We start from the raw sequence: 21458 nt of genomic DNA, 5'->3' as shown, positions 1-21458 counted from the left end.
TCACCCCGCCATTATGGTGGAGGCCAAGCCCAGCCTTCGGGAAACGTTCTCCGACTTACTTGTACCTTCTGAGGATGCAGATACAAAACCAGGCTCGGAGCGAAGTTTATTGAGCAGCGCCTCTGACACCTCCGGAATATGCATGCCTCTCAGATCGAAGACAGGCTTGCAGGCAGCATAGAATACGGACTCAAACAGAGAAATATTGAATCGATTATTTGCAGGAGTAAAGAAAGCCTTGCTTGACAAGCGACTAGTCGCCGTCAAAAATTCATCAAATATTCTTTCTAAGTAGAGATTATGCTCAGGACTATTACTCTTGGATTTTTTAGAGAACAGATTCAAGAACTTTGTCATTGACGGAGCATATGAATCTGAATCGATCAGCAGTGCAAATGCCCTAAGAAGAATCTCCACGTCCTTCATGTGAAGATCCAGCTCCTCACGACCAACTATCTGCCTCCAACCAGGCTTTGAGTTCATTCGCTGGAGAACAGCGTAGAAATCAGAGTGATACATGCTCGCCCGAATTTCCTGGGGAGTTAAATTAACGCCCCCCGAATTGAGACGATTAAAAATCTCAAAAACAGCGGAATCGTTACCAGTTGACGTAGTCTGCTTAACAATTATGTTTCGAACAGTACGAAGATCAAATGCAACCCTGTAATCACCCAGGGTTGAATAATTAAGTCCATTAAATCGACTCGGATGCCCTGGCAACTGCTCAGGCAATTTCAGCTTAAATGGAACGAAATAGTCATCATCATCAATGATAGATGCCGGTATTTCACCAGAATATCGGTCAAATATTGCCCTCAACTCCGCACGCTTATCCTGCCGAGGAAAGCGCTGCAGCACAAAGTAATAAATGGACATTAAGCGCTGCTGACCATCGATCACAAGAAAACTATTACGTGAATCTTCGTATAAAAACACCTGGGGGACAGGAAGACCAAGTATAAGCGACTCAATTAGCTTAGACGACCGCTTGATGTCCCAAACGAAATGACGCTGAAATCCGGGGATCTTAACGGCGCCCGACTTAATAAAACTAAAGATCGTAGCGACGTTAAAATCGTTTGGCGACGAACTTATCTCATACTCATCGATACGCCCATCGATGTCCGAATCTTGATCATCATCAAACCAATCACTAGTAACGTCCAGCACTTCCATGTTTTAATCCTGGCATTCAGATTAAAAAAGGCGCCACTGCAACAATCTGCAACAGCGCCCTATTTATAAACTTGGATCAGACTTCTAATCAAACCCCAACAGGATTAGCCTTCTCCGGATCAATCTTGTACTGCTTGATCGCCCGGGCCACATCCTTCGCGGTCATCTTGCCTTCCTTCGCCAGCGCCGCAATCGCGGCATGCGCGATGTAGTAGCGGTCAACCTCAAAGAACCGGCGCAGGTTCGCACGCGTATCCGAACGGCCGAAGCCATCGGTACCCAGCACCGTATAAGACATCGGCACGAACGCGCGGATCTGGTCCGCATACGCACGCACGTAGTCGGTGGCGGCAATCGCCGGGCCCTGGCGGCCTTCCAGCAGCTCGGTCACGTAGGCCTTGCGCTGCTCACCTTCCGGATGCAGGCGGTTGGCACGCTCCACGTCGAAACCATCGCGACGCAGTTCGTTGAAGCTTGGGCAGCTCCAGATATCGGCGGTCACGCCGAAGTCCTTGTCCAGCAGCTCGGCCGCGGCAATGGCTTCGCGCAGGATGGTGCCCGAACCCAGCAGCTGCACGCGCAGCTCGCCCTTCTTCGGCTTGCCGGCATCGGTCAGCAGGTACATGCCCTTGACGATGCCTTCGGCCGCGCCTTCCGGCATTTCCGGGTGGGTGTAGTTCTCGTTCATCAGGGTGACGTAGTAATACTCGTCAATCTGATCTTCCATCATCGCCTTGGTGCCGTGCTGCAGGATCACCGTCACTTCGAAGCCGAAGGTCGGGTCGTAGCTGCGCACGTTCGGGATGCCACCGGCCACCAGATGGCTGAAGCCATCTTCGTGCTGCAGGCCTTCACCGTTCAGCGTGGTGCGGCCGGCGGTGCCACCCAGCAGGAAGCCGCGGGTACGCATGTCGGCGGCCTGCCAGGCGATGTCGCCCACGCGCTGGAAGCCGAACATCGAGTAGTAGATGTAGAACGGCAACATCGGCACGTTGCTGACCGAGTAGCTGGTACCGGCGGCCATCCACGAGCTGATCGCACCCGGCTCGCTGATGCCCTGCTGCAGCACCTGGCCGCTCTGGTCTTCGCGATAGAACATCAGCTGGTCGGCGTCGACCGGCTTGTACTTCTGGCCGAACGGCGCGTAGATGCCGATCTGGCGGAACAGGCCTTCCATACCGAAGGTACGGGCTTCGTCGGCCACGATCGGCACGATGTGCGGGCCCAGTTCCTTGTCACGCAGGGTGATGTTCAGGCTCTGCACGAACGCCATGGTGGTGGAGTAGCTGCGCTCGCCGCTGCTCTTCAGCAGGCGCTCGTAGGCTTCCAGCTTCGGCGCCACGAAGGTCTTGTCGGCCTTGCGGCGGCGCTGCGGCAGGTAACCGCCCAGCGCGGCACGGCGTTCCTGCAGGTACTGCACTTCCGGCGAATCCGGGCCCGGGTGGTAGAACGGCACCTGGCCGTCGGCCAGCTGCGCGTCGGTCACCGGAATGTTGAAGCGGTCGCGGAAGTGGCGCACCGCTTCGTCGTCCAGCTTCTTGGTCTGGTGGGTCGGGTTCAGTGCCTCACCGGCGCTGCCCATGCCGTAACCCTTCACGGTCTTGGCCAGGATGACGGTCGGCATGCCCTTGGTGTTCACGGCCTGGTGGTAGGCGGCGTACACCTTGTGCGGGTCGTGGCCACCACGGTTCAGGCGCCAGATGTCGTCGTCGCTCAGGCCGGCCACCATCGCAGCGGTTTCCGGGTACTTGCCGAAGAAATGCTCGCGGGTATACGCGCCGCCGAAGGCCTTGCAGTTCTGGTATTCGCCGTCGACGGTTTCCATCATCAGCTTCTTCAGGACGCCGTTGGTGTCCTTGGCCAGCAGGGCATCCCAGTAACCGCCCCACAGCAGCTTGATCACGTTCCAGCCGCCGCCACGGAACACGCCTTCCAGTTCCTGGATGATCTTGCCGTTGCCGCGCACCGGACCGTCCAGGCGCTGCAGGTTGCAGTTCACCACGAAGATCAGGTTGTCCAGGCCTTCACGGCCGGCCAGCGCGATGGCACCCAGGGTTTCCGGCTCGTCGCTCTCGCCGTCGCCGATGAAGCACCATACCTTGCGGTCGGACTTCTCGATCAGGCCACGGTTTTCCAGGTAGCGCATGAACTGCGCCTGGTAGATGGCAGCCAGCGGGCCCAGGCCCATCGACACGGTCGGGGTCTGCCAGTAGTCCGGCATCAGCCACGGGTGCGGGTACGAGGACAGGCCACCGCCGTCCACTTCCATGCGGAACTTGTCCAGCTGCTCTTCGCTGATGCGGCCTTCCAGGAAGGAACGCGCGTAGATGCCCGGGGCGCTGTGGCCCTGGATGAACAGCAGGTCGCCCGGGTGGTTTTCGCTCGGGGCGCGCCAGAAGTGGTTGAAGCCCACGTCGTACAGGGTGGCGCCGGACGCGAACGAGGCGATGTGGCCGCCCAGGTCACCCGGCTTGCGGTTGGCGCGGACCACGGTGGCCATCGCGTTCCAGCGGATGATCGAACGGATGCGCCATTCCAGCTCGGCATTGCCCGGGCTCTTGGCCTCGAACTGCGGTTCGATGGTGTTGACGTATTCGGTGGTGGGAGAGAACGGCAGGTAGGCGCCCGAACGACGGGTCAGTTCCACCATGCCTTCCAGCAGCTGATGCGCGCGCTCGGAGCCCTCGACATCAATAACGGCCTTCAACGACTCGATCCACTCCTGGGTTTCCACAGGATTCGGGTCGTTGTTCAGCACCTCGTTCAACCAGTTCATTAGCGCTCCCATAACCGCACGCACGCGCGCGACTGTTGTATAGATTTCTAGACCGCAAAGTGTAGCGCACCAAGGGCTTTCGTCACTTGGCTACGCAGGCGTATGGATGCAACCGGCCAGTGTCCGCAAGGGGCTTGCCGGGCCCGCTGACGGCCCTGCGGCGGGCCTTGGTGGCTGCGCGGGCTGTCGCTTGCGGGCCGCTGCGCCCATGTGCAGGACGCAGTGTTACCGCTGCCGATGACGGTTGTAGGGCAGCACCACAGCCTGCCGTATCGGCAGCGCGGGCTAGCGCTGAACCGGCGACAACGTGTCGCACCTGCCTCTGGATTGGCCCCCACCCTGCCCTCAGGGTAGGCCTTGAGTGTTGGCCTCGCCCGCTTCGGTCCGCCGTCTGGCCCTGCCTCGCTCCCTTCCACAGTGTTGCCCGGGGCGCCTCGCAAGGGGCGCCCCTTTTGCTGTGCGCGGGGCTGGCCGTGGCCCAAAACTGACCCGCTTGTGGCCGGATCGATGATTGCCGGCTTCGATATATCGATATATCGTTTGCACACTCGTTTACCGATATATCGAAATGAGCCGCACCGCTTCTCCCAGAGCCCGTTCCACCAATCCGGAAGTGCCGCGCCGCAACGGCCAGCCGCGGGTGCTTAGCCGCGGCGACCTGCGCCTGCTGGTGCTGGCCCTGATCGGCGAGCAACCCCGCCATGGCTACGAGCTGATGCAGCTGATCAGCAACCAGTTCATGCAGGCCTACACGCCCAGCGCCGGCACCATGTACCCGCTGCTGGCCAGCTTCGAGCAGGCCGGCTGGATCGAGGCCGAGGAAGTGGACGGCAAGCGGATCTTCCGCATCACCGCCGCCGGCGAGTTCGAGCTGAAGGTGCAGCGCACCCAGGTGCGGCTGGCACAGCGGCGTGCCTTCGACCGCGCCCGCGAGATCACCAAGGCCTCGCTGCCGCCGCCGCTGGCCGGTGCCCTGCGCGAGTTCAAGCGGGCGCTGGTGCATCACCACGGCCGCTGGGCCGAGGGCGAAGCGGAAGAAGTGGCGGCGCTGCTGACGCGGGCGTCTGCCCTGCTCAACGGTACGGCCGGTAGCGAGAGCCCACCCATTTCAACGACCCAGCCAGACTGAATCCAGCCAGGTCTCTCCTACGCCGCGCAGCACTGCGCGACACCTTTACAGGTAACCCCATGACCGAACACAACAACACGCGCCTGCGCCTGGATGTGCGCTTCCGTGAACTGACCGTGCTGCGCACCGAAGAGGTCACCCCGCACATGCGCCGCATCGTGCTGGGTGGCGCCGAGCTGGTCGGTTTCGATTCGCCCGGTGCCGACGACCACATCAAGCTGTTCTTCCCCAACGCTGCGGGCGAGATGGTGCTGCCGGTGGTCACCGCCGAAGGCCGCAGCTATCCGGCCGGCAAGGAGCCCTCGCCGGCCCGCGACTACACCCCGCGCTGGTGGGACCACGAGACCGGCGAGCTGGCCATCGACTTCGTACTGCACGACCAGGGCATTGCCGGGCCGTGGGCCGAGCAGGCCCAGCCGGGCGACGTGCTGGTGATCGGCGGCCCGCGCGGTTCGTTCGTGGTGGCCGACAGCTTTGATGCCTATGTGCTGATCGGCGATGAAACCGCGCTGTCGGCCATCGCCCGCTGGCTGGACGTGCTGCCGGACGGTGCCGAGGTGCAGGCCTTCATCGAAGTGAGCGATGAGGCCGAACGCCAGGACCTGCCGCAGTACGAGAACGTGCGGATCCACTGGCTGGAGCGCAATGGCTTCCCGGCGGCCACCAGCACGCTGCTGGAAGACATGCTGACCGACTTCGAGGCACCGGACGGCGATGTCTTCTACTGGATCGCCACCGAATCGCGCCGCGCACGGATGATGCGCAAGTTCATCGAAGGCCACCTGGGCGTACCGCGCGACTGGATCCGCTCGACCGGCTACTGGAAGGCGCACCCGGACGAAACCGACGGCGATTGATCCAAAGACGGTGGGTGCGGACCCTGCCTGGTAGGTGCGGACCGTTGGTCCGCACGCCCTGCAACAGGTAGTGCCGGCCGCTGGCCGGCAACCTCATGAACCTTCTGCAGGAAACCGCAATTGCCGGCCAGCGGCCGGCACTACCACCCGGCGCGCCCACCCGAACCGCTGCGCGGCCCAGATCTCCAGCGCCACCAGCAGTGCGATGACCAACAACGGCAACAGCAGCCCGAAGTACACGCCGGGCATCATGCCGTTGATCTGCGCCTTCACCAGCCGCAGCACACCACGGGTGTGCAGCAGCTCATCCACATGCATGGTCAGCGCCTCGCGCACCACCTTGGGCTCCAGGCCCACGGTGTCGGCCTTGTCCACCAGCGTGTCTTCCACCATGCCGCGCAGCAGGCCTTCGCGCACCTTACCGATCACCCAGCCGGTGCCGCGCGCCAACGGGCCGTTGCCAAGACGATCCAGGCCGGGCAACGGATGTTCGCTGAGGTAGGCCGAAGCGATGGTATCGGCCACGTCGCCCACCGTGCCCTGGCTGCGCAATGCCTCGCGCATGCGCGGGTCGTCCAGCGAGTCGGTGAAGCCCTCACTCCAGCCTTCCACCAGGGTCTGCAGGTGCGGCTGGAAATGATCGAGCTGCTTGAACAGCGCGCGGTGCGCACCGGCGGTGAAGCCCAGCTGCAGCCCGAAGAAGGCGGTGGCCAGCGGCAGCACCACCACATAGCTGGCCAGCAGCCAGTGATGCCAGCGCTTGCGCCGCTGCAACCAACCCCGGCGGTGCAGCCCGCGCCAGGCGAGAATGCCCAGCACCAGGCCAAGCAGCATACCGAGCACGCTGCCGCCCACCAGATCGAGCACGCTCAGGCCCGACCAGAATTCGTTCAACCAGTACTGCGCGTCCTGCATGGGTCTTCCTTCCGTGGGTGCGGCTGCGCCTGAAACGCCAGCCAGGTAGAGTCGACTGTTAGTCGACTATCGCGCGCAGCGCGGGGGTTTCCGGCATCGCGCCAAGAGCAGTCGACTAACAGTCGACTCTACCAAACGGAAGACCGCCGCTCCGGAACACGCCAAGCAATGCGACAATCGCGCTCCTTTCCTGCAGCAACGAGGCCCACATGGCCAAACTGACCCTGGCCAGCGTGGATGCGCTGCGTACCCGCTTTGCCGATGACGCCGCCTGCGATGTGGCACTGGCCGCCTTTGCCGACCCCGCCGCACTGCGCACGCCGCTGCGTGAGCTGGTGGAGGCACAGCACCGCTACCTGCAGGCCGAATTCGAAGTGGCGCAGGTGGCCGATGTATTGCGCCGCGACCAGAAATACGCGCCGGTGGGCCGGCCGTCGGTGCACATCGTGCAACTGCGCAAGCAGCAGGCCGCGACCAAGCAGGCGGCGCTGATCGCACGCCAGGTGGTGGCGCAGGCCGCGCAGACGTTCGTGCGTGTAAGCGGGCTGGCAGTGAAAGCCAAGCAGAGCCCGAGCGAAGCGTGCGTGGCATGGTTGGGCGCGTTGCGCTGAGGGATCGTGCGGACCAACGGTCCGCACCCACCAGATGCAGGTTGGCGTCTACCGGGTAGTGCCGGCCGCTGGCCGGCAACCCCTCATCATCGGGCACCTCGCATGCAGCCGGCCAGCGGCCGGCTCTACCGGCACCCAAAAAGAAGGCCCGCTTTTCAGCGGGCCTTCTGCCTTCTCACGACGAGTGAGTTGGATGCATCAAGCAGCCGGCTTTTCGCCGGTGGCTTCGGTGGTGATGCGGATCTTCACTTCATCGCTGACGTTCGGGGCATACGCGCCGACGCCGAAATCGCTGCGCTTCAGGGTGGTGGTGGCATCGAAGCCGGCGGCCGGAACCTTGGCCATCGGGTGCTCGCCGCCGCCGTTGACGGTCACGTCCAGGGTGACCGGCTTGGTGATGCCCTTGATGGTCAGGTCACCGGTGACGGTCAGCTTGTTGGTGCCAGCGGCTTCCACCTTGGTGCTCTTGAAGGTGGCATCGGCGAACTTGGCGGCGTCGAAGAAGTCGGCGCTCTTCAGGTGCTCGTCGAACTTGGCGGTGAAGCTGTTCAGGCCGCTCAGCGGCAACTTCACTTCCACGGTGGACTTGGTCACGTCTTCGGCGTTGTACACCAGGGTGCCTTCGACGTTGCCGAAGTGCGCGCTCGGATTCGAGAAGCCGAAGTGGCTCCACTGGGCCAGCACGTCGGTGTGGGTCGGGTCCAGCTTGTAGGTGCCCGAGGCGATCTTGATCGCTTCGGCGGCCGGCGCGGCAGCGGCGGCATCGGCGGCCGGGGTGGCGGCCTGCTCGGTGGTGGCCGGGGCGGCGGCGGCGGCGGCCGGGGCAGCGGTGTCGGCCGGCTTGGAGCAGGCGGCGATGGCCAGGGTCAGGGCCAGCGGCAGCAGCAGTTTACGGGTGGCGCTCATCTGAGGAACTCTCCGGATCGTAGGGTGGGTACACGGTGCAGCAAGAGCCTGCCACGGGACAGCAGGCCCGAAACCGATACAACGACTTACGCGATGCGCGCCGCTTCGTCGAACGACAGGCGCGGCAGACGCGGGAACAGGCCCGCCGGGTCACCGTAACCCAGGTTGACCAGGAAATTCGACTTGATCGAAGTGCCGGCGAAGAAGGCTTCGTCGACCTTGGCCGGGTCGAAGCCGGACATCGGGCCGGCATCCAGGCCCAGCGCGCGTGCGGCCAGGATCAGGTAGGCGCCCTGCAGGCTGCCGTTGCGGAGGGCGGCTTCGTGGCGGCCTTCCTGCGGGCCGTCGAACCAGGCCTTGGCATCGGTGTGCGGGAACAGGTACGGCAGCTTCTCGTGGAAATCCAGGTCGAAGCCGATGATGGCGGTGACCGGAGCGGCCATGGTCTTGTCGTGGTTGCCTTCGGACAGGGCCGGGGCCAGCTTGGCCTTGGCTAACTTCGAGGTGACGAAGACGAAGCGGGCCGGCGTGGTGTTGGCGGCGGTCGGGCCCCACTTCACCAGGTCGTACAGTTCCTGCAGCAGGCTGGCCGGGACCGGCTTGTCGAGGAAGGCATTCTGGGTGCGGGCAGTACGGAACAGCTGGTCGAGGGCAGCAGCGTCGAGCGCGTGGGACATCGGTGGATCTCCAGGGCGGCTAAGGGAAGTCAGTGCCCGCGGGCGGCGCGGGGCGAAACGACGAGCCGCAGTGTAGAGTGTCGCGACTGTTGCAACACCCAGCAGGGCTGAAACGAATTAATGCCAATGGTGAAACGATCGAGCGCGCCATGGACGGTCACTGACGGCCGTGCGGGCAATGTCCGCCAAGCGGTCGCGCTGGCCTCGGCGCTGCGCCAGGGCACCCACCGACCGCTGGTCCTGCAGCCCCGCGCACCCTGGCGCTGGCTGTCGCCGCGGCGCCTGCCGGGTGATGTGAACGGCTATGGCGAGGCTTTCGCGTCATTGGCTGCCGAGGCCCCGGCGCTGGCGATCGGCTGTGGCCGCCAGGCCGCCGGCGCACTGCGCGTGCTGCGCGCACGTGGCAGCCAGGTGGTGCAGATCCTCGACCCGCGCATCGGCGCACGCCACTGGGACGTGGTGGTGGTGCCCGAACACGATGCCCTGCGTGGCAGCAACGTGCTGACCCTGCTCGGCAGCCTCAACCCGGTGGACGACGACTGGCTGGCCTGGGGCCGCGCCGCGTTCGCCGGCTTCAGTACCTTGCCCGGCCCGCGCACCGCGTTGCTTGTCGGTGGACCGACGCCGCTGGCGCCGTGGGATGAAACGGCGATGGTGGGCGTGTTCCAGGCGCTGGCCGGGCAGATCCGCAGCGAAGGCGGCAGCCTGCTGGCGACCACCTCGCGGCGCACGCCACCGGCGTTGGCCGAGATCCTGCGCGCGACGTTCGCCGACCTGCCGCACGTGATCTGGGGCGACGGCGGCGACGGTACGAATCCTTATGGCGGCCTGCTCGGCTGGGCCAACCGCGTGGTGGTCTCGCCCGATTCGGTGAACCTGCTGTCTGAAGCCTGCGCCACGCGCATGCCGGTGATGGTGGCGCTGGCCGATACCGCGCAGGGCCGGCTGGCGCGCTTCCAGCAGCAGCTGCGCGAGCGCGGGCGGCTGCAGGCGCATTGGCTGGACTGGCAGTACGACCGCATCGAACCACTGCGCGAGACCGCGCGGGTGGCCGCGGAAGTGAAACAGCGTCTGGCATTGGGGTAGTGCCGGCCGCTGGCCGGCAATGCTCTACGCGCTACCGAAGATCCTGACGTTGCCGGCCAGCGGCCGGCACTACCGGGTGCGCAGCGTTTTCTGAACATTTCGATCCGACTGTGCGGTTAGAGTCCAGCGTCCCCCATCTGTAACGGCGCGCGATAAATGGGGCGTGGAATGCGCGATAAATGGATGCTGCCGCAGATTGCGTAGCGTGTAACGAATTTGCAGATGCAGAAACGCCCCGGATGGCCGGGGCGTCAGGTTGAGGCTGCTGTGGACCGAATAGGGCGGTCAAGCATCCAGAGCTGGATGGCCGTGCACGATCTCGCCGAGCCGGTGGACGGCAACCTCTTGCAGCTTGGCCAGCAGGCAGACCAGCGACCACACACGGGCGCGAGAGATGCCGTTCAAGTTGGCCTCGGGGCTGATCAGGTCGATGATCGCAGCGCGGGCCTCGCCAATCCCCTCATCACTGACGCCCTCCGGCAAGTTGCGTGCCTCAGTGGCGTGGAAGAGCATCGCCAGGTTATCCCGGTTGATGGCGTCGTTGTTGCCCCGGACTTCCAGCGCGTCGCGCAGGCCATTCAGCGCTCCGGCAATGGTGTCAAGGTCATCATGGGCTTGGGATGCTGCCAGCTTGAGCGAGCGGGAAGGGGGCTGGCTGGCGGAATTGGTCATGTTCATTGTCGGGTCCTCAGGTCTGTGAGTGACCGCCACCCGGACTGCAATCATGGTGGCGGACGATGCACGGTTGCAGTACCGGCCTGAGGACCGGTGGGTCTTTCGACCCCCGCGCACCGCCCGCCATAAAACTGACTGGCCGCCCCCGCCCGATGCGGGACAACAAAAAAGCGCCTTCATCGGGCGATGGGCGCTTTATGCGCCTCAGGTTGATGGGACTGCAATCCCGGACGCCCATGTGGGGCGACGGGACAGACATTACACCCCCGAGGCTGCACATGCAACAGCTCTGGGGTTGGGTGGTCACCGCCCCGTGACTTCGCCCTCGGAGAATCTGGCGAACGGCCAACGGCCGGAAGAGCAGCCCACCCTGCGGTCGTTGTTGAGGCCGAGGCCCACGGACACGCACCGCTTGTCCGTTAGCGCCTGGCTCAGCGCTCGGGAACAAACTCTTCCTGGCCGGTTTCCAGATTCATGCGCATCCAGCCCCTGACGCCATCCCGCACAACGATTGACCGAGCGCGCAGGGGATCGTCAATCGCCTCCTGTCGCCGGCGACGCTCCACGCTCTCAGTCAGCTGATTCAACCACTCCCAGCTACCCGGCTGGATCGGCTCCACCTTCACCGGCTTCGGTGGCAGGGTCAGGCCGATGCGGTGCGCATCCTTTTTCAGCAACTCCAGCTCGGACTCAATGCTGAGCATTTCCCGATCAATCTCGCCGATCTTCGCCAGCGAAGCCTTGAGCGGGAGGGCCTTGGGCCAATTTGCGATGCCATCCAGGGCGTCGGCAGTCGCCAGCTTCATCTCATCCAGGAGGAAGTAGGTAGCGGCAAGCTGGGTGAGCGGCTCCCTGTCAAAATCACCGCCGTAGACCGCTCCGCGCAGCTGTCCCGGCAGGATGCCAAGCATATCGTCGGGCTTCATCGTGTTGACCCGCATGGCCGACCCTACAGTGGCCTTCATCTGGCCGGGGTCACCGTTCCCAAAGATGGATTTCCTGAGCTCATCGGTGAGCCTCTGACGATAGTGATCAGCCTTCAGATCCAGCATGCGCCACACGAGCGTCGTGTAGTCCCTGCGCGACACGGGCTGCGAGACGATCCTGCCCCTTTCCCCGGCCAGCACCTCCAAGCGCTGGTAGCGCTCAGAAACGGCGGCAGTGATTTTCTCTTTGATCGCGCCCAGGCTTTCGATGCTGGACTGGATTTCCGTGATGGTGTTCATGGGGACCTCTTATCGTTGAATGGCCTTTTGGGCCATGATCGCGGCTTGGATAAAGCCGATAGATGGGTTGGCGTGTTGCACATCACGCGCCAGTTCGTACAACTGCATCTGTGCACGATCAACCTGGTACCCGATGGGTGCGGAGAAGTTCGCAACAGAGGGAGTGCCGCCATGCGCAGGTTCTGCAAAGCTCAACGGCTGCATTCCCTTTACAGCGGGGGCTTGAGCACCCAGAAAGCCGACATGCCGGAGGTAGTAGGTACCCGGCATGGGGTTGCCTGGCGAGTTGGGAAGGTAAATCGAGGCTGAGACGCTCTTGTAGGAGCCAGTTCGCACCGAGCCGATCAGGCTGTCATCCACATCGGCAAAGGCGTAGAGCTCGCCATCCATTTCAGCCAAGCCTCGCACCTGACCATAGGTGTTCGTCTCGACCTCAGGGTGACCGAGCACCAAGGGGGCAGCCTTTACCGCTTGGCTATAGTTGAGGGCAACGGCGGTGACGGCCCGCTTGTCGATGGTGACCGAGCCAGACTGAGAGTTCCATGTTCCAGCTCGGAAGATTTGAAATGCACGCAATGCCATTTTGAAATGCCTGTCACAGGGTAGGAATAGAGAGCTGCATACGCAGCAATCACGTGCTTCTACGGCCTATCAGTTGTTGCTTTCCAGTTCCGACCTTCACGTCGATTGCGTTCGCGGCTTCGCTGCAAGATTCGACGGACCGAGCGCTCGGAGATGCCACAGGACGCAGCAATTTCATGAGTTCTCTCTCCGGCTCGGTAGCGGGAAACAATTGCCGCGTGTTGCTCGGCCTGGCGGTAAGCCGCCATCGATGGGATATAGACCGATCCCCCAGAGAATGCCGTCAGCACAGACGCCACGGCCGCTGCACCAGCCGCCTCGCGTCTGTCCTGGTCGCACCCACGGATTACCAGTTGGCGGATGACCTCCGCTTTCAATCCGGCAATGAATCCGTCCCGGCGAGCCTTGGTGTCGCTGCGGCGTCCCGCACCTTCGGCGGAGACCGGAAAGCACAGATTGACCCCGCCATGCTCCCGCGCGACGTACTGAATAGCCGCTCCAACTACCGCAGGAACGTCCACCTCTGAATTCAGCTTGTGCAATGCACGCGCAAGAGCGGCAGCAAGGCCCTCCATCACACCCGAGCCCTCATTTGAGAATGGCGCCAAGTCGCTCACCTTTGTCGCCCACCCCTGACCCTGCCCATCGTCAGCCGCACCCCTGCCCGCTGGTGTCTGACACGCGTCTGCGGGCGCGCAGCCGCATTTGAGCGGATGATCACAAGTCTTTGAGCGTCTATCTTGCACGTCAGCCTCCCAACACCTGGCGGATCGCCTCGGAATTGCGATTGATCTTGTTAATAAACACGTGGTCACTCCCGGGGTCATCCAGGTAGTTCGCCAGCAAGCTCGGCTCCACCACATTCACCATCCGCAATCCAATGCGCGGTGCCTGGCTCGCGGGAGCGCCAGTAGCCACCATCCTCGCCATTGGCTGTGAGACCGACATGGGCTGTCCAAGGCTGACCGGGCCGCCCTCCGCGTAGCCATCGCGCCAGCCGCCGATGGCAGCCATGCCCACTCGATTGAATGCTGAGAGGAATGTCTTGGCACCAGACTGACGAACCACTTCCTGGCGCAAGACGAATTCATCGGCATGCACGATGCCGGCAGGCTGGTACTTACCACCAGGCCCGGTCCAACCACCAGTTGCAAAGCTGGCTGCACTGGACACAGCCATAGCCGCGGCAGCAGCCTGCATCTGGCTAGCGGCCTTGCTGACCGCCTGCGCGCCGATGACCAGGCCGAGTCCCGAGGACCCCAGAGTGGTTGCAGAGGTCTCCAGCTTCGCGGCACCAAGGCCAATAGCTGCACCGGCTGCTGCCGCAACCGTTGCTGCTTTGGTCATCTCTTGCGCCCCATCTCCACCGCCACTCGAACCGGGGAACAGGCTCATAAGACGCATGGCTGCGGCTTGAGCAAGCTGAGCTGCGGCGAACTCGGCAATACCCAGCGCCAAGCTGGAGAAGAAGTTGGCAATCGAATCACTCAGTGAATCGGTTTGCGTAACCAGGGACATGAACAGGTTCTTGAATGACCCTTCCAGGGTGTTGCGGATCGACTGTTGCAGAAGGCTGGTTGTTTGCCCCATCTCTTGGAGCTTCAGCTGAATCTGATCCACCGCCGCAATGACTGCCGGGTCCTTGAGCGTCAACGCGATGGCACGCATCTCCGGGAGAATCTCCCTGATGGTGCTGAGCTTGCTTTGGTAGACCGCCACAATGCGATCTTGAGCCTGCGCCTCGGTAATGAGCCCCGCCTGAAGCTCGACCTGGATGCGCTGCTGCTCGAGCGCGATCGCACCCATCGTCTGGTTGTAGGTCTCCTGCAACGTCTTGAAGCGTGTGCTCGCCTCGCTCAAGTTGAGTAGTTTGGTGACGTCGGCCGCTTTGGCTGTTTCGCCCAGCCGCTCCAGCTCCTGCTTGAGCAGGTTCAGCTCTCGGCGGGTCTTCGCCAGTTCCGCATCCGGGCCTTGCCCCTGCAATTGGGCAATTCGATCCCTGACCCCGAGCAGCTGCCGCTCAGCATCAAGGCGCTGGTCAGCCAGGTCTTTCTCCGCTGCCTTGTCCAGCAGCTCTTGCTTTGTGCGCGCAGTGGCATTCTTGAACTCACCCTCGGCAATAGCGGCCTCGATACGAGCCTTTTCGGTAGCCTTCTTGTGCATTTCATCCAGCGTTCCAACCAGCTGAATTTGCTGCTTTAGCCGCTCCAGTTCTCGCTGTGCAGCGGCCTCATCCTTCTGCGCGTCGGATTTTCGAGCCTTGGGCGTCGTCTCCCGAAACTGACTTTGTAGCTGCTTGACGCGCCGGTCATAGGCACCGCCGCTGACGCTGCCATCGTCCCCAAACACCACTCCCTTGAGCAGGTCGCTGCCGGGGCTGATCGCACGAAGCGTACGGAACTGATCGGCGACCTCCGCAGTGGCCTTTCTCAGCTTCTCGGCCTTGCTGGCACCACTATCGAGCGCACGTGCCAGGTCATCTGCTACGGCAACACCCTTTCGGCGCAGTCCTGTCACAAAAGCCTCGCCCGACGCGAGTTCGTCCTGGTCTTCCTTCTGCGCCTTCAACAGCGCCAGTCGGCGCTCCAGCTCGGCGATATCGTTGGCCCGGTTCTGATCGCTCAGATATCGAGGTGCAACGAAAGCGCCACTGCGCAGCGCCGCAAGCTGCTGCTGAGTCTTGGCAATATCGATTTCCAGCGTTGGGTTGGAAATGTTCTTCAGGTCTGCCGTAAAGGCCTGCCACTCCTGACGAAGCTGGCTCACAAAGCCAGTGAGGCCGCGAGTGGCATCCTGCACGCGCTTGAGCCGCTCGGTGTAGACGTCGGCCATATACTCCACCGCCACCCGAACCGCGTCGGTCTCGCGCCCCTGCTCTTCGAGAGAACGCACATGCTCGTAGACTTCAACGGTCAGGAAGCCATATTGGTCACTGAGCTTGCGCAGCGTTTCGGTAGGTGACTTGGCGATTTCGGAAATCTTGGCGGTGGTCGAATCGATGGAATCACCCGTCAGCTTTGCCATCGCAGCTGCTGCGCGACTGGCATCGTCCAGGGTCTTTCCTGAGAGCTGACCGCTTCGAGTGAGCTGCTCCACCGACGCGCGCGCCAGGTCGTAGTCCTTGACCAGCCCGCCAACCTCACCGGCAAGCTGGTTCAGCTGGCCAGCAGTCCTGCCCGAGCTGCCACCGTTGGCGATGATCGCCGACTCCAGCGATAGCAATTCCGTGTAGCCACGGTGGGCCATATACGCCATAGAGCCCAGCACCGCAGCGGTACCGCCGACAGCCAGCACCATCGGGTTGATGGCCGCCGCCACCGCCCTCGCAGCAGGGCCGATGCCGCCGAAAGAGTCCTTGATCTGGCCGCCCTGCTGCACCGCCACCATCCAGATCGGCATGCCTGTTGCCAGGCTGGTGGTGATATCGGTGATTTGCGCAGGCAACTGCCGCATGGCGGCCTGATACTGGCCCGCAGATACGGCCCCAGCACCCATTGAGCGCGAGAGCGCATCAGCGTTTTTGACCGCATTGCGTTGCGCGGTCAGGTCCGACAACGCGCGATTGTACTGCTCACGACTGATTCGGCCGGAGTCTACTGCAACCTTGAGTGCACGCTCATCCTGCTCGAGCTTCTGGAGCTTGACCGAGGCTTTGTCGTAGCGCCCTACAGCCCCATCCACGGCCTGCTCGCGCTGTCGCTCAGTGCGCGCGAGCGCGCCACCCTGCTTATCCAGAGTCTTGATTGCGTTGTTGTAGTCCTCGGTGCTGAGCAACCCTCTGGACATCGCCCTATCGAGCAGGGTCTCCGTTTCAGCCAGGTCGGCCATGCTTGCTGCACCGCGCTGCAACCGGGCATCAAGCTCTCCAATCATGCGAATTTCGTCAGCAACCGTCTTTTGAACGGCGGTGCCAGATGCACGCACGCGATCTGCCGCAGCTGCAACATCTGCTGACATGGCTTTGGCCGAGCCGCCCGCTGCCTCCATGCCAGCGGCACCCTTGGCAGCACTTGCCCCCGCCTCTTCCATGCGGCCTGCGGACTCAGAGCTGCTCCTGCTGGCTTTGTCCAAGGCCTGTGCAACCTTGGTGGACTTCTGCGCCAACGCGTCAAAGCCAACACCAGCAGCACTGCCAGCATCCTTAATCGAGCTCAAGCCACGCTGCAATACCGGCAGCGCCTTTTGCGCCTGCTCGATATCCACGGCGATACGCATCGCCAGTTCCATGCTGCGCTTGCTTGCCATGACTATTCCTCTGACAGCAGATGCCTGAGCAGCGCTGCGGTTTCCTTGGGTGCGCCGTTCACGGCGGCATTCATGTCGTTGATGCGTTCAGCGCGAAAGCGACGGCGCTGTAGCTGCGATTCGCGGTAGAGAAGCTGCAACTGACGTCCCGTCATTGATTTCAGTTGCTGGCAAGGCCCATAGCCCGCCTGGGTCAAGGCGCTGAAGACCTTGGCCCAGCTCACGGGTTGCTTTGGGGCGCCTCTGCGATTGCGCGCCGGAGGACCCGACGGATAAAAAAACCGGAGTTCACTCTCCACCAGGCAAGCATCAGCAGTTCACCCTCGGCCTCAGCCAGAGACTCCACCCAACTGCGTTCGACATTGGCTGACTTCGCCATCAGGTCCAGAATCACATCGGCATTGCGAGCGCAGATCGCACTCACTTGCTCGAAGCTGGGAACGGTGCTGCCTGGCTTGAACACGCCGTACAGATCTTCCAGGAAGGATCGAGCGGTAGCCTGGATGAAAAGCCCCTCGGCGAAGGTGTACTCACGTACAGAGAGCTGTTGGCCGGCCACCCGAACCTGGCCTTCGCCCATCAATATCTCCAGTTCAGCCTGGCCGCCTTCACTGCCGGTTTCAGTCATCTGCGTCGCCTCGCTGGTGCCCAGCTCGGCATCCACGTTTCCAATCTTCTTAGCCATTTTTCACCTCAGGGTCTGTGAGCGAATTGAAACAGAAGCGGACAGCTGTCTCATGAGGACCCGGGTCCGGGTGCGCACGGTACGGAAAGCGAGTAGAGGGTCCGCTTGCCGCTCTCGATGGCAAGCATCTGGAATGAACGAAGCGTCATACCTGGCACTCCTTGTGGTGCTCACCGTCCTTTAGCTTGTTCGTCGCTTGGAGGTGTTTCTCTGCACGCCTGATCATCTTGCAGACGGCTTGGGTCGATACATTCAGCATCGTCGCGATTTCGCTCCTGCTCTTGTTGTTCTGAAGGTGGGAGTGAGCCTGTAGTGCCCTTGCCAATGCGGCATCCCGTTGCCCGCTGGGTACGTAGATGCAAAGAGAGCAGCATCGAGCCAGCAGCTCCTGGCGAACGTCTTCGGTCGCAGCGGCGAGCTCCAGGTCATCCAGCAGGGCCGCCTGGCGCAGTTGATGAGAGAGTTCGTCCTCAACCAGGTCGAGGAGTTCCATCCCCAGCTTGCTGGCATGCCCTCCTGCCTTGGACCGGTTCGTCGGCAGGTAGATCGTGCTGCCTCCAAATTGGGACTTGATCCGACCACACACTTGGCTGGATACCGCGAGGGCGTCGGCATGCGGAACATCCGCGCTACTGAGGACAAGACGGATCACGTCCGTAACCTCATCGAAAAAGGTTCTGTTGGCCGACACGCTCTTGCTCCAGATGACATTCATGAAACCGGACAGCTGTCCGGGTGACGAAAGTATTCCGGTGGCGTCGAGGCAATTCCCTGAAACCAGTTTCTAGAAATGAGATTTCGCTCAAAACGCTCGGCGCCGAGCGTTTTTCCTCTATGGGGATGGCAGGCAAATCGTGCGGCGCCGCACGATTTGGGGCGTGAGACAGGCGGCAATGACTGGCAAAAGTGCCACAGTGGCACTTTTGGTGATCGGCACTGTATCGGCCAAATCATGCGAATTCGCATGATTTCTGTATTGTCCAAATGTCGCGACGTCGCGACATTTCACGCGATTCAATGGGCCTTACGAAAACGGCCGACGTCGGCCGTTTTGCCCTGGTGGACGGCCCCGCGCAACGTATGGCGGCGTTCGAAAAGCGACTCTGAGTCGCTTTTGGCAGTTTGGCAGGCGGTGTGGCATAGCCCGGGCTGGGCAAGTGTCGCCATGCGCGTCGGGTGCATCCAGTCGGCGCTCGTCGCGGCGACGGTCGCCGACAAAATCATCGCCGAACAGTACGCGAGCACTGTTGAATCAAAGGCTTACGTCGGGGCGCCCTACGCCGACGACAGCGGCAATCCGGCGACGGTCGCCACGATCAAGGACTGGTGTCATCTGATGACGAGGCTCGAAAAGCGACACGATGTCGCTTTTGGGTGCTTAGCAGGCGGTGTGGTATAGCCCGGGCTGGGCCAGCGGTGCAGTGACGCTGCTACGCCAAAACGGACATTGTGTCCGAAATGCGTCGACGTCGACGCATTTCACTCAGGCAAATGCCGCGCCGGCGCGGCATTTGGATCGAGGGTGAAGCTGGCTCAAATGTTGCGATGTCGCAACAATCGCCGCCGCTTGGCATGGATTGCCGCTGGCGCAACGTCGTCGGATCTGCACTGGGTAGTCCCGCCACATCCCGGGTAGTCCGGCATCAATTATCCCGCCCGGCCCCCTTGGAATATCTCACCCCCGAACACCCATCACGCTGAACGTCTTCATGCGCACCCTGCTCCTGCTGCCCCTGGCCCTGCTCGCCGCCTGCTCCACCACGCCCACCGAGCTGGATCCGATCTCGTATCAATGCCAGCAGCAGCTGGACGCGTACCGCGAACAGCCGGCGCTGCGCGATCCGAAGACTGGCCAGCGCCCGCCGCTGCCGGTGGCCCCGATCAGCGACGCCTGCGACAAGGAACTCCAGCGCAAGGGCCTGGATCGCCCGCTGCGCTGACCGGCGTATGATCGGCGCGCGGGCCTGCCCGCCGTTGAAGGTATCGACATGGATCGTTTTTCCCGCCTGCCCCGCGCCGCGCTGCTGATCGCCAGCCTGCTGGCGACTGCACCGGCCTGGGCCAACAGCACCGAATGCCGCGAGCGCTACCCGAGCGTGGCCGCGCAGGCGGCGATGCTGGACGTGGCCTGGACCACCGCCGAACGCCTGGACGCGCTGCCCGATGTGGACGTGGTGGTGGCCGCGCGCGGTGGCCAGGACCTGAGCCGCTACGGCCTGCGCCACAGCCACCTGGCCTTCCTGCTGCGCGAGGACGACGGCCGCTGGCGCGCGATGCACCTGCTCAACCGCTGCAAGACCGACAGCTCGCAGCTGTACCACGAAGGCCTGGGCAACTTCGTCGGCGAGAGCGGCGGGCATACCGACCTGCGCATCGGCGTGCCGTCGGCGCCGCTGCGTGCTGCATTGAAGGCGATGCTCGTGTCGCCGTCGATCCAGCCCAAGGCGCTGCACGAGACCAGGTACAACGTGGTCGCCTACCCGTTCGCCACCGACTACCAGAACTCCAACCAGTGGGTACTGGAGGTGCTGGCGGCAGCGATGGCACAGGCCGACGGTGCGCCGGCCATCGTCAAGCGCGAACAGGCGCAGCAGTGGTTGCGCCAGCAGAAGTACCAGCCCAGCGTGCTGCATATCGGCCTGGGCAAGCGCGTGGGTGCGCGCCTGTTCATTGCAAACGCCACCACCACCGACCACCCCGCCGGCGAACGCATTTCCGGCAACTATTCGGTGGTGACGGTGGAATCGGTATTCGACTTCCTGCACCAGCGCAGCCAGCTGCAACAGGAACTGGTGATCCCCCATGTGCCGGTGGCCGGTGCTGCTGCCGCCACGCCCTGAATCCCGCGAGGAGAACGACATGCGTCCGCTGCCTGTTTCCCTGATGTCGATGGTGATCATTGCCGGCCTGCTCGGCGCGAACACCGCCCATGCCGAACGCCGCATCATCATCCTGCAGGACCCGGGTCCGCAGGGGCCGAGCCTGGAAATGTCCGCGCCCCTGGTTGCTTCCGCGCGCGCCGCCGCTGCCAAGGAAGCCCGGGATGCCGGGCTGCCGCCCGGCCACGGCGCATCGGTGAAGCTGCCGCAGATGCAGGTGAGCGCCATCGCCACCACCGTCGACGGCCGCCGCGAAGTACTGCTGCGTGATGCCAACAACCCGCAGAACACCGCGTCGATGCAGTGGCCGAAGCGCCCCGGCGATCCCGCCGTGCAGTTCACCGTGGGCCAGACCGTGAACTTCGAGCCGACCGGCACCGACCAGGGCTGGCAGGTGAAGGACAACCAGGGCCGCCCGCTGGAATACCTGCCCGAGGCCACCGGCCCGCGCGACATCTTCGATACCCGGCGCTGAGCCGCCGCCCCCACGTTGACCAGGAGGTCTCCATGTTCCGTTGCCTGCGCATTCCCGCGTCCGCCCTGCTGCTCTCGGTGCTGCTGGTGCCCACTGTCCATGCTGGCGCCGCGCCGCAGTTGAACAGCAGCGAGGCCAGCGTGATCGTGACGTCGTTCGTGGTGCTGTCGTTGCCACTGGCGGCCTCGATGGGCTTGTCCGAACTGTCCAAGGCGCCGTTCAAGGCCAGCGAACGCAACGGCCGGGCCACGCGCACCAAGGCAGTGCCGCTGCCGCCGATGGAGGTGAAGAAGGTGGAGACCACGCCGGAGGGCGAGCGCCAGGTACAGCTGCAGGTGCCGGACAAAGCCGATCAGACCGCCACCCTGCGCTGGCCGGCGCGCGTGCATCAAGACCAGGCTGCAGGCTTCGTGGTCGGCCAGCAGGTGCACTTCGACCCCACCGAAGCCGGTGCCGGCTGGACCGTGAAAAGCGCGCAGGGCCAGGCACTGGCTTACGTGCCCACCGCCTACGCCGCTGGCGATGTGATGAGCGAAGCGCTGTAAAGCTGAACGACCG

The 21458-nt window shown here is 63.0% G+C and carries 22 protein-coding genes; 9 read left to right on the top strand and 13 right to left on the bottom strand.

Annotation, left to right across the window (positions count from 1 at the left end):
• Entirely contained in the window at positions 1-1176 is a 1176-nt protein-coding gene (locus CKW06_RS02255) for a DUF262 domain-containing protein (RefSeq protein ID WP_076738392.1), read from the bottom strand.
• Positions 1177-1264: 88 nt separating this feature from the next.
• Positions 1265-3952, bottom strand: a complete 2688-nt coding sequence (gene aceE, locus CKW06_RS02250; protein WP_005407842.1) for a pyruvate dehydrogenase (acetyl-transferring), homodimeric type — start codon at positions 3950-3952, stop codon at positions 1265-1267.
• 568 nt (positions 3953-4520) lie between these two features.
• On the opposite strand from aceE, the gene CKW06_RS02245 reads away from it, so the two are divergent.
• Positions 4521-5081, top strand: a complete 561-nt coding sequence (locus CKW06_RS02245) for a PadR family transcriptional regulator (protein ID WP_024957161.1) — start codon at positions 4521-4523, stop codon at positions 5079-5081.
• 59 nt (positions 5082-5140) lie between these two features.
• Positions 5141-5938, top strand: a complete 798-nt coding sequence (locus CKW06_RS02240) for a siderophore-interacting protein (protein ID WP_024957162.1) — start codon at positions 5141-5143, stop codon at positions 5936-5938.
• A 93-nt stretch (positions 5939-6031) separates the two neighbouring features.
• Here CKW06_RS02240 and CKW06_RS02235 read toward each other — a convergent pair whose 3' ends face one another.
• Positions 6032-6853, bottom strand: coding sequence for a hypothetical protein (locus CKW06_RS02235; RefSeq protein WP_024957163.1), 822 nt, complete (start codon positions 6851-6853; stop codon positions 6032-6034).
• A gap of 209 nt (positions 6854-7062) precedes the next feature.
• Here CKW06_RS02235 and CKW06_RS02230 point away from each other — a divergent pair, with 209 nt between their 5' ends.
• Complete coding sequence (locus tag CKW06_RS02230; protein WP_024957164.1) at positions 7063-7464, top strand: hypothetical protein; 402 nt, start codon at positions 7063-7065, stop codon at positions 7462-7464.
• 198 nt (positions 7465-7662) lie between these two features.
• Here the strand turns inward: CKW06_RS02230 and CKW06_RS02225 are convergent, their stop codons facing one another.
• Together CKW06_RS02225 and CKW06_RS02220 are read right to left on the bottom strand one after the other, a co-directional pair.
• Positions 7663-8370 carry a YceI family protein gene (locus CKW06_RS02225; protein ID WP_080290446.1) on the bottom strand — a complete coding sequence of 236 codons (708 nt, stop codon included), beginning with the start codon at positions 8368-8370 and terminating at the stop codon, positions 7663-7665.
• Between the two features lie 86 nt (positions 8371-8456).
• On the bottom strand, positions 8457-9047 hold the full coding sequence (locus CKW06_RS02220) for a malonic semialdehyde reductase (RefSeq protein WP_024957166.1): 591 nt from the start codon (positions 9045-9047) through the stop codon (positions 8457-8459).
• 126 nt (positions 9048-9173) lie between these two features.
• Here CKW06_RS02220 and CKW06_RS02215 point away from each other — a divergent pair, with 126 nt between their 5' ends.
• A complete protein-coding gene (locus CKW06_RS02215) occupies positions 9174-10133 on the top strand; it encodes a mitochondrial fission ELM1 family protein (protein ID WP_005407835.1) in 960 nt (319 codons plus the stop codon).
• A 285-nt stretch (positions 10134-10418) separates the two neighbouring features.
• Here CKW06_RS02215 and CKW06_RS02210 read toward each other — a convergent pair whose 3' ends face one another.
• The 8 genes from CKW06_RS02210 to CKW06_RS02180 form a co-directional block, all read right to left on the bottom strand.
• Positions 10419-10811: a hypothetical protein gene (locus CKW06_RS02210; protein WP_024957167.1), complete on the bottom strand. Its 393-nt coding sequence runs from the start codon at positions 10809-10811 to the stop codon at positions 10419-10421.
• A gap of 428 nt (positions 10812-11239) precedes the next feature.
• Positions 11240-12034 carry a hypothetical protein gene (locus CKW06_RS02205; protein WP_038646116.1) on the bottom strand — a complete coding sequence of 265 codons (795 nt, stop codon included), beginning with the start codon at positions 12032-12034 and terminating at the stop codon, positions 11240-11242.
• Positions 12035-12043: 9 nt separating this feature from the next.
• Complete coding sequence (locus tag CKW06_RS02200; protein WP_051924758.1) at positions 12044-12616, bottom strand: hypothetical protein; 573 nt, start codon at positions 12614-12616, stop codon at positions 12044-12046.
• A 59-nt stretch (positions 12617-12675) separates the two neighbouring features.
• The gene (locus CKW06_RS24155; RefSeq protein ID WP_076738607.1) at positions 12676-13191 is read right to left on the bottom strand and encodes a Mor transcription activator family protein; all 516 of its coding nucleotides are present in this window, start codon (positions 13189-13191) and stop codon (positions 12676-12678) included.
• A gap of 172 nt (positions 13192-13363) precedes the next feature.
• Positions 13364-16861: a phage tail length tape measure family protein gene (locus CKW06_RS02190; protein WP_049450005.1), complete on the bottom strand. Its 3498-nt coding sequence runs from the start codon at positions 16859-16861 to the stop codon at positions 13364-13366.
• A gap of 2 nt (positions 16862-16863) precedes the next feature.
• Positions 16864-17085: a hypothetical protein gene (locus CKW06_RS23445; RefSeq protein ID WP_125899025.1), complete on the bottom strand. Its 222-nt coding sequence runs from the start codon at positions 17083-17085 to the stop codon at positions 16864-16866.
• Positions 17082-17546 carry a DUF6631 family protein gene (locus CKW06_RS02185; protein WP_049450007.1) on the bottom strand — a complete coding sequence of 155 codons (465 nt, stop codon included), beginning with the start codon at positions 17544-17546 and terminating at the stop codon, positions 17082-17084. The genes CKW06_RS23445 and CKW06_RS02185 overlap by 4 nt, the downstream gene beginning before the upstream one ends.
• Before the next feature lie 145 nt (positions 17547-17691).
• Positions 17692-18261, bottom strand: coding sequence for an RNA polymerase sigma factor (locus CKW06_RS02180; protein ID WP_061782624.1), 570 nt, complete (start codon positions 18259-18261; stop codon positions 17692-17694).
• A gap of 249 nt (positions 18262-18510) precedes the next feature.
• On the opposite strand from CKW06_RS02180, the gene CKW06_RS23440 reads away from it, so the two are divergent.
• From CKW06_RS23440 to CKW06_RS02155, 5 genes are all read left to right on the top strand, one after another.
• Complete coding sequence (locus CKW06_RS23440; protein WP_143568576.1) at positions 18511-18945, top strand: hypothetical protein; 435 nt, start codon at positions 18511-18513, stop codon at positions 18943-18945.
• A 310-nt stretch (positions 18946-19255) separates the two neighbouring features.
• A complete protein-coding gene (locus CKW06_RS02170) occupies positions 19256-19486 on the top strand; it encodes a hypothetical protein (RefSeq protein ID WP_005407834.1) in 231 nt (76 codons plus the stop codon).
• A gap of 48 nt (positions 19487-19534) precedes the next feature.
• Positions 19535-20386, top strand: a complete 852-nt coding sequence (locus tag CKW06_RS02165) for a DUF2145 domain-containing protein (RefSeq protein WP_024957314.1) — start codon at positions 19535-19537, stop codon at positions 20384-20386.
• 19 nt (positions 20387-20405) lie between these two features.
• A complete protein-coding gene (locus tag CKW06_RS02160; protein WP_005407832.1) occupies positions 20406-20900 on the top strand; it encodes a hypothetical protein in 495 nt (164 codons plus the stop codon).
• 32 nt (positions 20901-20932) lie between these two features.
• On the top strand, positions 20933-21445 hold the full coding sequence (locus tag CKW06_RS02155) for a hypothetical protein (RefSeq protein ID WP_005412056.1): 513 nt from the start codon (positions 20933-20935) through the stop codon (positions 21443-21445).
• The last annotated feature ends 13 nt before the right edge of the window (positions 21446-21458 follow it).

It is taken from the genome of Stenotrophomonas maltophilia (assembly GCF_900186865.1).
Taxonomy (GTDB): domain Bacteria; phylum Pseudomonadota; class Gammaproteobacteria; order Xanthomonadales; family Xanthomonadaceae; genus Stenotrophomonas; species Stenotrophomonas maltophilia.
This window is presented reverse-complemented; position numbering and strand designations above follow the sequence as displayed.